The 13507-nt window shown below is 67.4% G+C and carries 8 protein-coding genes; 4 read left to right on the top strand and 4 right to left on the bottom strand.

The window, feature by feature from the left end:
• Positions 1-16: 16 nt before the first annotated feature.
• From glgB to glgX, 3 genes are all read right to left on the bottom strand, one after another.
• Positions 17-2221 (bottom strand): 1,4-alpha-glucan branching protein GlgB, encoded by a 2205-nt coding sequence (gene glgB / locus LC041_RS11780; RefSeq protein WP_226533263.1) that lies wholly within the window; start codon positions 2219-2221, stop codon positions 17-19.
• On the bottom strand, positions 2218-4197 hold the full coding sequence (locus LC041_RS11775; protein ID WP_374197672.1) for an alpha-1,4-glucan--maltose-1-phosphate maltosyltransferase: 1980 nt from the start codon (positions 4195-4197) through the stop codon (positions 2218-2220). Before LC041_RS11775 ends, glgB begins: the two co-directional genes overlap by 4 nt.
• A 158-nt stretch (positions 4198-4355) precedes the next feature.
• On the bottom strand, positions 4356-6428 hold the full coding sequence (gene glgX / locus LC041_RS11770; RefSeq protein WP_226533262.1) for a glycogen debranching protein GlgX: 2073 nt from the start codon (positions 6426-6428) through the stop codon (positions 4356-4358).
• A 100-nt stretch (positions 6429-6528) separates the two neighbouring features.
• Between glgX and LC041_RS11765 the strand changes: the two genes are divergently transcribed.
• The 4 genes from LC041_RS11765 to LC041_RS11750 are packed head-to-tail and all read left to right on the top strand — an operon-like array spanning position 6529 to position 11647.
• On the top strand, positions 6529-7704 hold the full coding sequence (locus LC041_RS11765; protein WP_226533261.1) for a cysteine desulfurase family protein: 1176 nt from the start codon (positions 6529-6531) through the stop codon (positions 7702-7704).
• 9 nt (positions 7705-7713) lie between these two features.
• On the top strand, positions 7714-8811 hold the full coding sequence (mnmA, locus tag LC041_RS11760) for a tRNA 2-thiouridine(34) synthase MnmA (RefSeq protein ID WP_226533260.1): 1098 nt from the start codon (positions 7714-7716) through the stop codon (positions 8809-8811).
• 38 nt (positions 8812-8849) lie between these two features.
• Positions 8850-11183 carry an NAD-dependent DNA ligase LigA gene (gene ligA, locus LC041_RS11755; RefSeq protein ID WP_226533259.1) on the top strand — a complete coding sequence of 778 codons (2334 nt, stop codon included), beginning with the start codon at positions 8850-8852 and terminating at the stop codon, positions 11181-11183.
• Positions 11180-11647, top strand: a complete 468-nt coding sequence (locus tag LC041_RS11750) for a hypothetical protein (RefSeq protein WP_226533258.1) — start codon at positions 11180-11182, stop codon at positions 11645-11647. Before ligA ends, LC041_RS11750 begins: the two co-directional genes overlap by 4 nt.
• 23 nt (positions 11648-11670) lie before the next feature.
• Here the strand turns inward: LC041_RS11750 and LC041_RS11745 are convergent, their stop codons facing one another.
• Positions 11671-13476: a DEAD/DEAH box helicase gene (locus LC041_RS11745; RefSeq protein WP_226533316.1), complete on the bottom strand. Its 1806-nt coding sequence runs from the start codon at positions 13474-13476 to the stop codon at positions 11671-11673.
• Positions 13477-13507 lie beyond the last annotated feature (31 nt).

Genomic DNA, 13507 nt, shown 5'->3' with positions numbered 1-13507 from the left:
GCCTGTCCGGGCACCGTCACCCGTGGCTCACGGTGGGCACGTGCGGCTCGGGTTGATGGCGCAACCACAGCGTCGAAAGCGCAGGGAGGGTCATCGTGGCGGTGGGCGCGGCGCCTTCCTCTGCGCTCGCGAAGACGATGCCGAGGTTTCCGGAGCCCCGGCCTCCATACTCGGCCGCGTCCGTGTTGAGAACCTCCTGCCAGACTCCTTCCCGGGGGAGCTCGAGGCGATAGCCGGAGTGCTCGACGCCCGCGAAGTTGCTGACCACGACCACGCGCCCACCGTGGTCGTCACGTCGCTCGAAGGCGATCACGGAGGGATTCCAGCTCGGAGCCCCGAGTCGATGGAACGAGGATCCGTCGTCGTCGCGCGCCCAAAGCGGTGCCTGTGCGCGATAGGTCCGGTTCATCGCTCCCACGAAATCCTGCAGCTGCAGATGCGAGGGTTGATCGAGAAGCCACCAGTCGAGTTCGCGACCCTCCGACCACTCGGCGAGCTGACCGAACTCTTGTCCCATGAACAGGAGCTTCTTGCCCGGGTGCCCCCACATGTATGCGAGATAGGCCCGCGCATTGGCGAGCTTGTGCCAGTGGTCGCCGGGCATCTTCGTGAGAAGGCTTCCCTTGCCGTGCACGACCTCGTCGTGGCTGATCGGCAGCAGGTAGTTCTCGCCGAAGGCGTAGACGAACGAGAACGTCATCTCACCTTCGTGATGCGAACGGTACATCGGATCGCGTGAGATGTACTGGAGCGAGTCGTTCATCCAGCCCATGTTCCACTTGAAGCCGAAGCCGAGTCCCGCATGATCGGTGGGGGCGGTCACGCCGGGGAAGCTCGTCGATTCCTCGGCGATCATCATGATGCCCGGATGCAGCCGGTAGGCCGTCGCGTTGACCTCCTGCAGGAATCGGATCGCCTCGAGGTTCTCGCGGCCCCCGTGGATGTTCGGCTCCCACTGTCCGGGCTCGCGCGAGTAGTCGAGGTACAGCATCGAAGCGACGGCGTCGACGCGTAGCCCGTCCACGTGGAATTCCCTGAGCCAGTAGAGGGCGTTGGCGACCAGGAACCCTCGGACCTCGGGTCGTCCATAGTCGAAGATGAGCGTGCCCCAGTCCTGGTGCTCGCCACGGCGCGGATCGGGGTGCTCGTACAGCGGTTGGCCGTCGAAACGGGCGAGCGCGAACGAGTCCTTCGGGAAGTGTCCCGGCACCCAATCAAGGATCACGCCGATCCCTGCCTGGTGCAGTCGATCGATCAGGTAGCGCAGATCGTCGGGGTTGCCGTACCGGCTCGTCGGCGCATAGTAGCCGCTGACCTGGTAGCCCCAGGAGCCGCCGAACGGATGCTCGGCCACTGGCATGAACTCGACATGGGTGAACCCCGCGGCCGTCACATGCTCGATGAGCGGACTCGCGAGTTCCCGGTAGCCGAGTCCGGCACGCCAGGATCCGACATGGAGCTCGTAGATCGAGAGCGGCTGCGCGACGGCATGAGTTGCCGCACGCCTGGTCATCCAGGCACCGTCGGACCAGGCGTAGGACGAGGACGTCACCACCGAGGCCGTGTCCGGAGGAACCTCGGCAGCGAGCGCCATCGGATCGGCCTTGAGGATCCATTCCCCGTCGCGAGTGCGGATCTGGTACTTGTACCGGGTGCCGACCGGAAGGTCCGGGATGAAGAGCTCCCAGACTCCGCTCACCCCCATCGAACGCATGGCGTGGGCTTCGCCGTTCCAGTCGTTGTGGTCACCCACCACGCGCACAGCGGTGGCATTCGGCGCCCAGACGGCGAAAGAGACGCCCGGCTCGCCCTCCGAGGTCCGTGGGCGTGCCCCCAGCGCGTCCCAGAGCCGTTCATGACGCCCCTCGGCGATCAGATGCAGGTCGAGGTCGCCGAGGGTGGGGGGATGCCGATAGGGATCGCCGGCGATGGTTTCCGCATGATCGGAGTATCGCGTCGCGACTCGGTAGGGAAGAGGGGGCCCGACGTGCTGCCCCTCCCAGATGCCGTGTGCGGCGTGGGTGAGTTCGAGTCTGCTTCCGTCGTCGAACACGGCAGCGACCTCGGACGCGAGGGGACGACGGGCACGGATCACGGTCACGGTCCGGTCGGCGGCGTCGCGGCGCGCGTGCGCCCCGAGCACGGAATGCGGATCGTGGTGGCTGGCCGAGGAGACCGCCTCCCACTCGGTGGATGCGGCGACGTCTTCCGTGTAGCTCATGATCGCTCCCTCACCTTCAGGATGTGGACCGGCTCGGCGAAGGCGTCGAGTCGTACATAGTTGTGATCGCTCCAGGTCCAGATCGCTCCGGTGAGGAGGTCCTCGACCTCGAACGGTTCGCCGAGGGGAACCCCCCACTGCGTCGTGTCGAGGTGGACGGTGGTCTCCCGCACCGAGTGCGGATCGACATTGGCGACCACGATGATGGTGTCCGGGCGGCCGCTCCCGGTGAAGGGGGCTGCGAGGTGCTTGCTGTAGACGAGGATGGCGTCGTCATCGCTCCAGTGGGTCGAGAAGTTGCGGAGCTGGCGCAGTGCCGGGTGGGCGGCGCGGATCTCGTTGAGCCTGCGCAAGAGCGGCGCAAGTGATTCGCCGCGGGTCTCGGCCCCGTTCCAGTCGCGGAACTTGTATTCGTACTTCTCGTTGTCGATGTTCTCTTCGGAACCCGGGCGGGCGACGTTCTCAAAGAGTTCGTAGCCCGCGTATACGCCGTACACCGGCCCCGCCGTCGCTGCGATGCAGGCGCGGACCCGGTAGGCGGCCCGACCGCCGAACTGCAGATACTCGGTGAGGATGTCGTGGGTGTTCACGAAGAGGTTGGGGCGCATGTAGTCGGCGGTCTCGTGCGAGACCGAGGTGAGGAACTCCTCGAGTTCCGCTTTCGTGTTCCGCCAGGTGAAGTAGCTGTAGCTCTGTTGGAACCCCACGGCGGCGAGCGCACGCATCACCGCGGGACGCGTGAAGGCCTCCGCGAGGAAGATCACGTCGGGGTCGCCTGCGTTGACCTCCGCGATCAGCCACTCCCAGAACTGCAGCGGCTTCGTATGGGGGTTGTCGACGCGGAAGATCTTCACCCCCTGTGCGACCCAGTGTCGAACCACCCGGAGCATCTCCGCCGAGATCCCCGCAGGGTCGTTGTCGAAGTTGAGCGGGTAGATGTCCTGGTACTTCTTCGGAGGGTTCTCCGCGTACGCGATGCTGCCGTCGGGCAGCGTCGTGAACCACTCCGGATGCTCCGTGACCCAGGGGTGATCGGGGGAGGCCTGCAGCGCGAGATCGAGTGCGATCTCGAGGCCCTCCTTCCGCGCGGCGCGGACGAAGGCCCGGAAGTCCGCGAGAGTGCCGAGGTCGGGGTGGATCGCGTCGTGGCCCCCCTCGTCAGCACCGATGGCGTACGGCGAGCCCGGGTCTCCCTCTTCTGCGGTGAGGCTGTTGTTGCGTCCCTTGCGGTTCGTGATGCCGATCGGGTGGATCGGTACGAGATAGACCACATCGAAGCCCATCGCCGCGACTTCCGGCAGACGCTTCGTCGCCGTACGGAACGTTCCGCTCCGCACGGTCCCGTCCTTCAACCGCTTGGCGCCTTCGGAGCGCGGGAAGAACTCGTACCAGGCGCCGACTCCTGCGGCCACCCGGTCGACGATGAGGTTCTGGTCGGAGCTGGCGGAGCGGATCGTCGTGATGGGCCGATCACGGAAGATCTCCCTCAGCTCGGAATCCGCAGCGAGGGTCGCGGTGACCGCGCCGTCGCCGCTCCGGAGGGACTCGGCGTCTGCGAGCAACCGTTTCCGCTGCGCGGCCGGCCGATCCTTCTCCGCGGCCGCGCGTGCGAGCAGTTCCGCCCCCAGGGCTGCCATCACAGGAACATCGATACCTGCCGCGACCTTCAGCCTCGCCGCATGGGACCAGGTCGCGAAGTCATCGGCGAACGCCTCGAAGCGGTAGCGCCACGCGCCCTGCTCATCGAGCGCGATGTCTGCCGACCACGTGTCGGTGCCGTCTTGGCGAGGGGAGAGCACGTGAAGCGACTCCTCCCCGGACGGCGTTGTGAGGCGGAGATGAACGCCGATGATGTCGTGGCCCTCACGGAAGGACACCACGTGAAAGGGGACGACTTCGCCGAGGAATGCTTTGGCAGGGAAGCCACCGGGGACTGCGGGTGAGGGATCGAGCAGAGGGAGCCGCGTCGTGCGCAACGCGCCGGGGAGGTCTACGTGCCCGGGCGCGCGCGCCGGGATCTGAGCGGGGCTCCGAAGAGCCGAGGACCGAGTACCAGCACGTGCAGCCACATCCCGAATCTACCGCGCGGACGTGATCGCGGGTAGCGCGCCGTCGGGTGCGTCCGCACCTGGTCTCATTCGACCCGGAACAACCTCATGGATGTGCCGGAGACGGGGAGGACGTCTCCGGGGGCGAAGACCTCCTCGTCCTCGGAGGGGCGCTCCTGCGCACTCGACCACAACGAGATGAACCGCGTGGCGCCCTCGATCTCGTCCGGGAGACGCACGTCGATCGGCGACTCGGTTCCGTGCACGATGAGCAGGATCCGGTTGTACGCTTCGGCGTCAGGAGTGGAAGCCGCGACGTACTGCAGGGTGCGGTTCCCGGGATCCGCCCATTGGCTCTGCTCCATCGTCTCGCCGTTCTGGTCGTACCAGTCCATGACGGAGGCATTGGGGATGTGCTCTCCCAATCGGGCGTAGCGACTGGGGCGGAGAGCGGGGTTCTCCCGCCGCAGCCGGGTCAGGCGGGACACGTGCGCGCGCAGATCCTCCTGCCACGGTTCGAACTCCCAGCCGAGCCAGGTGAGAGCGGAGTCCTGCGCGTAGGCGTTGTTGTTGCCGCGCTGGGTGCGCCCGACCTCGTCGCCAGCTGTGAGCATCGGCACGCCCGCCGACAGCAGGAGCGTTCCGAGGAGGTTACGCATGGCCTTGCGGCGCGCGGCCAGGATCGTCGGGTCGTCTGTGGCGCCTTCGATCCCGTGGTTGAACGCGCGATTCATGTCGGCGCCGTCGCGATTGTGCTCCCCGTTGGCCTCGTTGTGCTTGACGTCGTACGAGACGAGGTCGTGCAAGGTGAATCCGTCATGCGCGGTGATGAAGTTCACACTGGCGAGGGGACCGCGTTCTTCGCTGAAAGTGTTCGAGGAGCCGGCGAGGCGCGTCGCGAATCCGCCGATCCCCACCGGTGCCGATGCGCGACGCGCGTAGTCGATGTCGCTCAGCCAGAAGTTGCGCACGCGGTCGCGGTAGCGGTCGTTCCACTCCTGCCAGCCGGTCGGGAAGTTGCCTGTCTGCCAGCCGCCGAGACCGACGTCCCACGGCTCGGCGATGAGCTTTGTGCCTGCCAGGATCGGATCGTTCGCGATGGCGGCGAGGAGCGGATGGTCGGGGGTGTAGGTGTGGGTGCCGTCGCGTGCGATGGCGGTGGCGAGGTCGAAGCGGAAGCCGTCGATCTGCATCTCCTGCGCCCAGTAGCGGAGCGAATCGAGGACGAGCCTCGCACCGGCGTCGGTGGCCGTGTTCAGGGTGTTCCCGCAGCCCGTGGTGTCGATGTAGGCCCCGGACTCGTCCTGTCGGTAGTAGGACGCGTTGTCGATGCCGCGCAGGCTCGAGCGGGGGCCGCCGATGCCTTCCTCCGATGTGTGGTTGTACACGACGTCGAGGATCACTTCGAGTCCGGCTTCATGCAGCAGCCTGACCATGCCCTTGAACTCGGCGAGCACAGCCTCTGGGCCCTTCTTGCGGGCGTCTTCCGTGGCGTAGGCGGTGTGCGGGGTGAAGAAGTTCAGGGTGTTGTAGCCCCAATAGTTGGTGAGTCCGCGCTCGAGCAGGCGAGGTTCGGGTACGAACGCGTGCACAGGGAGCAGCTCGATCGACGTGATGCCGAGCGAGTGGAAATGCTCGATCATGGCGGGGTGCGCGAGGCCGGCGTAGGTGCCGTGAAGGGCCGGAGGCACATCGGGATGCCGCTTCGTGAGCCCCTTCAGATGGCCCTCGTAGATGACGGTGCGGTCCAGGGGCACTCGCGGCTTCTGCGAGTCGCCCCAATCGAAGCCGTCGACGATGACGACGGAGCGCCATTCCTCGTAGCCGTCGCCCTGCGCGAGACCGCGGGCGTACGGATCGAGGAGGAGCGTCTCCGGGTTGAAGGTGTTCCCGGGACCGTGGGGCCCTCCGACGCGGATCGCGTACCGGACGCCGGGCTGCAACAAGTCCGTCGTGATCTCCCACACGCCGCCCGGTCGACGCTCGAGCGCCACCTCATCCGTGGCCCAATCGAGGTCGGTGGCGTCGAACACCACGAGATCGACGGACGAGGCGTTCTGCGACCACACACGCAACGTGCCGACACCGTCGTGGAGACGGACGCCGAGGTGGTCGAGGGTGGAGCCGCCGGGCACGGTGAAGTCAGTGGACACGGGCATGAGTACACACTAGAGGCGATGCGTCGCCGTCTCATCTCAGCGCGTACCGGGTTCCACGATCATGCGCCCCACCGCGGTCGATTCGCGAGAGAATCGAGGGATGCGGCACTACCTCGATCACGCGGCGACCACGCCTCTGTGCCCCGAGGCGCGCGACGCGTGGCTCGACGCCACCGAGACCATCGGCAACGCGTCGTCGACCCATGGCGCGGGACAGGATGCGCGGCGCCTGCTCGAGGAGTCGCGGGAGCGAGTCGCCGCGGTGCTGGGCGCCGACCCCATCGAGATCGTGTTCACCTCGGGAGGCACCGAGTCGATCAATCTGGCGCTTCAGGGGCTGTGGCGATCTCGACCGACCGAGACGGCGGCGATCGTGATGCCCGAGGCGGAACACCACGCCACGATGGACACGGTCTCCGCACTCCTCGAGGAGGGGGCCGGGTTGCGGAGGGTATCCGTCACCGCCCAGGCGCGGATCGACCCGGAGAACTTCGCCGCGCTTCTCCCCGGCGCTGCCCTCGCCACAGCCCTCGTCGCGAACAACGAAGCGGGGACGATCAACCCGGCGGGGAGGCTGGCCGCCCTTGCGGGGGTCGCGGGCGTGCCGCTCCACCTCGACGCCGTGGCCGCGCTCGGGCATGTACCGCTGTCCTTCCGTTCGATGCGGGGCGACGTTCCCGACGGCGTCGGACTCGTCGCGATGAGTCTCGCCGGACACAAGATCGGCGCTCCTGTCGGAGTCGGGGTCCTCGTCGTCGCACGCACCGCGCGGATGACAGCCCTGTTGCGTGGTGGTGCACAGCAGCGGGGGCTTCGCGCCGGCACGCAAGATGTCGCTGGAGCCGCAGCGTTCGCCACGGCCATCGAACTCGCCGAGACCGAGCGAGAGCAGGAGGCGGCACGGCTGGCCGGGCTCCGCGACCGCCTCGTCACGGGCATCCGCTCCGCCGTGCCGGCCGCTGTGCTCCTCGGCGACCCGACGGAGCGTCTGCCGGGCAACGCGCACGTGCTCTTCCCCGGAGCAGTGGGGGAGAGCCTGCTGTTCCTTCTCGACGTGGCCGGTGTCGCCGCGTCCACCGGCTCGGCCTGCCAGGCAGGCGTGGCCGAGCCGTCGCACGTCGTGATGGCGATGGGGCACAGCGAGCGAGAGGCGCGCAGTGTGCTGCGGTTCTCCCTGGGACGCACGTCGACAGGCGCAGACGTCGACGCGGTGCTCGCGGTCATCGGCGACGTCTATGCCCGTGCATCCGGCGCCCGTGCAGGCGCACGCTCGTAGACTGTTCTCATGCGGATACTTGCGGCGATGAGCGGTGGAGTCGATTCCGCCGTCGCGGCCGCCAGGGCTGTGGAGGCGGGACACGACGTCGTCGGAGTTCATCTGGCTCTCTCCCGCGCAGGAGGCACGCTGCGCACGGGGAGCCGTGGATGCTGCACGATCGAAGATGCCCTCGATGCGCGCCGGGCTGCCGACGTACTCGGCATCCCCTTCTACGTGTGGGACTTCTCGGAACGCTTCCGCGACGACGTGATCGAGGACTTCATCACGGAGTATCAGGCGGGCCGTACTCCGAATCCGTGCATGCGTTGCAACGAGAAGATCAAGTTCGCCGCCCTTCTGGAGAGAGCCATCGAGCTCGGGTTCGACGCCGTGTGCACGGGCCACTACGCCACGCTCATCGACGGCGCGCAGGGGTTGGAGCTGCACCGCGCCTCGGACAATGCCAAGGACCAGTCGTATGTGCTGGGGGTTCTGACTGCCGAGCAGCTCGCGCACACGTACTTCCCCCTCGGCACGACCCCTTCGAAGGCGATCGTCCGCGCTGAGGCCGAGTCGAGAGGCCTGAGCGTCGCGCAGAAGCCCGACAGCCACGACATCTGCTTCATCCCCGACGGGGACACCCGCGGCTGGCTCGCGGAGAAGGTCGGTACGGCGACGGGCGAGATCGTCGATCGCAGCGGTGAGGTCGTCGGATCGCACGAAGGGGCTCACGCGTTCACGGTCGGACAGCGTCGCGGACTCAAGCTCGGCATCCCCGCCCCGGACGGGAAGCCGCGGTTCGTCCTCGAAGTGCGGCCGGTGTCGAACACGGTCGTCGTCGGTCCGAAGGAGGCGCTGGCCATCGCGGAGATCGCGGGGGAGCGCTTCAGCTGGGCGGGCGCGGCACCGGAGGAGTCCGTGTTCGAATGCCACGTGCAGATCCGCGCGCACGCTGAGCCGGTCCCCGCGCAGGCCAGGGTCTCGGATGCCGGAGTCCGCGTCGTTCCTGAGGTGCCGCTCGACGGGGTCGCACCGGGGCAGACGGCCGTGCTCTACGTCGGCACGCGCGTGCTCGGGCAGTTCACGATCGACACCACGGTCTCGGCCGTTCCGGTCGGCGCGTAGACGTCTCCGGTGTCGGTGCCCGCTCGTAGACTGTCGAGGTGCCGGAGAACATCTCGCTGGAAGACGCCCGAACCGAGGCCGAGGAGCTGACCACGCGCATCCTCGATGCGAAAGAGGCCTACTACGGCCGAGACACCTCCCTCGTGGACGATTTCACCTATGACGGGTGGATGCACCGGCTCGAAGAGCTGGAGAGGCTTCACCCCGAGCTGCGCGGGCAGGACTCGCCCACACAGATGGTCGGCGCGGCCGAGGCGACTGGGCTCGCGACGATCGAGCACGCCGAGCGCATGCTCAGCCTCGACAACGTGTTCTCCGTCGACGAGCTGAGGGAGTGGGCTGCGAAGACCGAAGCCGCGGCCGGCCGTCGCGTCGCATGGCTCACCGAGCTGAAGATCGACGGCCTCGCCATCAACCTCCGGTACGAGAACGGCGTGCTGACCTCCGCGGCCACGCGTGGCGACGGTCGAGTCGGAGAGATCGTCACGGAGAACGCGCTGCGCCTTCCTCAGATTCCCTACCGATTGCGCGGGGAGGGCCATCCCGACATCGTCGAGGTGCGCGGAGAGGTGTTCATCCCCGTGGCGGCGTTCGAGCGTCTCAACGCCGCCCAGGCGTCTTTCCGCGAACGTGCCCATGCCGATGCGCTGAGTAAGTGGGAAGCGCGCGCAGGCGTCAAGAAGCCGTTCGACGAAGAGAAGGCACGCACCGCCTCCGCTCGGCGCTTCCCGTCCTTCGCGAACCCCCGCAATGCTGCCAGCGGAGGGCTCCGCCAGCAGATCGACAAGAAGAGCGGGCTCGAGCTCGAGGCAGGGCTTCTTCGCATCGACTCTCTCTCGCTCTACGTGCACGGCATCGGTGCGTGGACGAATCCCCCCGTCGCAGCGCAGAGCGAGGTGTACGAGCTGCTCGCCGAATGGGGACTGCCGACCAGCCCGCACACGAAGGTGTGTCACACGATCGACGAGGTCGTGGCGTTCGTGGACTACTTCGGCGAGCATCGGCACGACATCGAGCATGAGCTCGACGGCATCGTGGTCAAGGTCGACGAACTCGAGTTGCATGATGAACTGGGGGCCACGAGTCGTGCACCCCGGTGGGCGATCGCCTACAAGTACCCGCCCGAGGAGGTGCAGACCACGCTGCTCGACATCGTGGTCTCGGTCGGTCGCACCGGTCGCGCGACGCCCTTCGCCGTCATGGCACCCGCTCACGTCGCCGGTTCCGTGGTGCGTCAGGCGACACTGCACAACAAGGACGTGGTCAAGGCCAAGGGCGTATTGATCGGTGACACCGTCGTGTTGCGCAAGGCTGGCGACGTGATCCCCGAAGTTCTCGGACCGGTGGTCGAGAAGCGTGACGGCACGGAGCGCGAGTTCGTGATGCCCGCAGAGTGTCCCGAATGCGGTACACCGCTTCGGGCGATGAAGGAGGGCGACATCGATCTGCGATGCCCGAACGCCCGTTCCTGTCCTGCGCAGGTGCGTGGTCGCGTCGAGCACATCGGCTCCCGCGGCGCCCTCGATGTCGAAGCGCTCGGGGAGGTCACCGCTGCGGCGTTGACGCAGCCGACTTCGCCGGCGATTCCACCGCTCGAGACGGAGGCCGGCCTGTTCGCTCTCACGCTCGAGCAGCTCGTACCCATCGAACTCTTCGTGCGCGATGCCGAGACCGGCCTGCCGAAAGAGGACGAGGACGGGATGGTCAAGACGCGTGCTCCCTTCCGTCGAAACCCGACCGCGGCCGAGAAGAAGGCAGGCGTCGAGGGCCCGCAGCCGTCCTCGCAGGCGCTGACGCTCCTCGCTGAACTCGAGAAGGCGAAGACGAAAGACCTGTGGCGTCTGCTCGTTTCATTGAACATCCGCCACGTCGGGCCGGTCGCCGCGCGCGCACTCGCCCAATGGTTCGGTTCGCTCGGTGCGATCCGCGCGGCCTCGCGCGACGAACTCGCCGCAGTGGAGGGCGTCGGAGGAATCATCGCCGATTCGGTCCTTGCCTGGTTCGAGATCGACTGGCACCAGGAAATCGTGCAGCGATGGGCAGACGCCGGTGTGCAGTGGGCGACGCCGGGGCACCCGGGCCCGGGCGGGGCTGTCCCCGGAGGCGGTGTGCTCGAGGGCGTGACCGTCGTCGCTACGGGATCGCTCGACGGCTACACCCGTGAGGGGGCGCAAGAGGCCATCATCAAGGCAGGTGGCAAAGCGGCATCCAGCGTCTCGAAGAAGACGGACTTCGTCGCGGCCGGGCCGGGAGCGGGGTCGAAGCTGGCCAAGGCGGAAGAGCTCGGAGTACGGATCCTCGACGCCGCCCAGTTCCACGTCCTTGTGACGGAAGGGCCGGCGGCGCTACCGCCCGCAAACGAGAACGCGTGAAGCGATACGGACCGCTGATCGTCGTCGCCGATGCACTAGCCGTCGGCGACCCCGGTCGGAATCATCTCCGGCTCACACCCGAGGCGGTGTTGATCCGTGCGGGGGTCGAGAGCCGAGGCATCGTCCCGTGGGCGCGCATCGAGAAGGTCGCACTCGATGTCCCGACCACGCGGTTTCGTCTCCCGGGCCTGGTCGGCACGGTGCTGCTCGGTGCCGTGACTGCAGCGATGCTGAGCGACCCCGGCATCGAGCCCGAGGACGGTGCCGTGACGCTGACCGTCGACGGGGAGAGCAGCACCCTGCCGCTGAGCCGTCATCATGTCGGCGGATACTGGGCACCGAGCGTCGCGGGAGCGCACCGGCTGATCGAACATCTCGTCGATCACCCGGAACAGCGGGCACTGCTCGAGCACCCGGAACGATTGATCGACGTGGCCGCGCGGCTCGCGCGCGGAGCGGGGTAGCCCGCGCCGCGCGCGAAGACGCGTCAGTTCTTGTGGCGGGGTTTGCGGTACGGCTTCTCGTCGCGGTTGTCGCGCGCCGGACGGTCATCCCGGTCGCGTCGTTCGAAGCGGCCGCCATCGCGCGGTGCACCGCGTCGGGCGCCACCGGGGCCACGATCGGGCTTGATCTCGATCAGGCGACCGGAGATACGCGTGCTGCGGAGCTTCTCCAGGACGGCGGGGTCGAGGTTGGAAGGCAATTCGACGATCGAGAAATCGGGGCGGATGTTGATGGCTCCGAAATCATCGCGACCCAACCCGCCTTCGTTCGCGAGCGCGCCGACGATCTGGCGGGGCTCGACACGGTGGCGGCGTCCGACCTCGATGCGGTACGCCGTGTAGTCGCCACGACTGCGGCGCTCGGTGCGCGGTTCACGCGACTCGCGTGGCGTGCGTTCACGCGGCGGTCGGTTGTCCGCCTCGACGGCCTTCGACAGAGGGTCGTTCGCAGGGTCGAGGAGCAACGGCTTGTCGCCCTGGGCGACGACGGCCAAGGCTGCGGCCACGTCCCCCTCCGGCACGTCGTGGTGGCGGACGTAGTGCGCGACGATGTCGCGGAACGCTTCGATCCGTCCGGTCTCCGAGAGTGCGGTGGTGATCGCGTCGTCGAAGCGGTTCAGGCGCGTGGTGTTCACGTCCTCCGTGCTCGGCAGCTGCATCTGGGTCGGCTGCTGACGTGTCGCCTTCTCGATGTGCTTGAGCAGATAGCGCTCACGCGGCGTGATGAAGCTGATGGCGTCGCCCGAGCGTCCCGCCCGACCGGTGCGACCGATGCGGTGCACGTACGACTCGGTGTCGGTGGGGATGTCGAAGTTGACGACGTGGCTGATCCGCTCGACGTCGAGACCGCGCGCGGCCACATCCGTCGCGACGAGGATGTCGAGCTTGCCGTCCTTGAGCTGGTTCACACTGCGCTCACGCTGCACCTGGGGGACGTCGCCGTTGATGGCTGCCGCCGAGTAGCCGCGGGCGCGGAGCTTCTCGGCGAGTGTCTCGGTCTCGTTCTTGGTGCGGACGAAGACGATCATGCCGTCGAAGTTCTCGACTTCGAGGATACGGGTGAGGGCGTCCACCTTCTGCGCATACGACACCACGAGGTAACGCTGGGTGATGTTGGTGCCCGTGGCGGTCTTGGACTTGATGCTGATCTCCTCCGGCTCACGCAGGTACTTCTGTGCGAGCCGACGGATCTGCGGGGGCATGGTGGCCGAGAACAGGGCGACCTGCTTCTCTTCGGGCGTCTGCGCGAGGATCTGCTCCACGTCTTCCGCGAAGCCCATCTTCAGCATCTCGTCGGCTTCGTCGAGCACGAGGTACTGGAGCTGAGAAAGGTCGAGTGTGCCCTTTGCGAGATGATCCATGATGCGGCCGGGAGTGCCGACGACGACGTGGACGCCGCGACGCAGTGCCGACAGCTGAACGCCGTAGCCCTGTCCGCCGTAGACGGGGAGGACGTGCACGCCCTTCATCCTCGAGGCGTAGGACTCGAAGGCCTCGCAGACCTGGAGTGCGAGCTCACGAGTGGGCGCGAGCACGAGCGCCTGCGGGGTCTTCTGCGAGACATCGAGTCGCTCGAGCACCGGGAGCGCGAAGGCTGCGGTCTTGCCGGTACCGGTCTGCGCCATGCCGACGACGTCGCGGCCGGCCAGGAGCGTGGGAATGGTGGCCGCCTGGATGGGCGACGGGGTCTCATAGCCGAGGTCCTTGATGGCTTTGAGGACGGGCCCGGTGATGCCGAGCTCCTCGAATCCGGGGGTCGCGGGGGAATCCTCGGGGGCGTCGGTCAGCACTGCATCTTCAGGGGTCACTTCCCAAGGGTAG

It is taken from the genome of Microbacterium paraoxydans (assembly GCF_020524545.1).
GTDB lineage: Bacteria > Actinomycetota > Actinomycetes > Actinomycetales > Microbacteriaceae > Microbacterium > Microbacterium paraoxydans_C.
Note: the sequence above shows the minus strand (reverse complement) of the source record. Positions and strands in the feature narration are given on the sequence as shown.

What these genes read in the sequence shown, in the direction of transcription:
- glgX (WP_226533262.1), bottom strand. Translation starts at nt 6,428, where the DNA reads ATGCCCGTGTCCACTGACTTCACCGTGCCCGGCGGCTCCACCCTCGAC.
- mnmA (WP_226533260.1), top strand. Translation starts at nt 7,714, where the DNA reads ATGCGGATACTTGCGGCGATGAGCGGTGGAGTCGATTCCGCCGTCGCG.
- LC041_RS11765 (WP_226533261.1), top strand. Translation starts at nt 6,529, where the DNA reads ATGCGGCACTACCTCGATCACGCGGCGACCACGCCTCTGTGCCCCGAG.
- glgB (WP_226533263.1), bottom strand. Translation starts at nt 2,221, where the DNA reads ATGAGCTACACGGAAGACGTCGCCGCATCCACCGAGTGGGAGGCGGTC.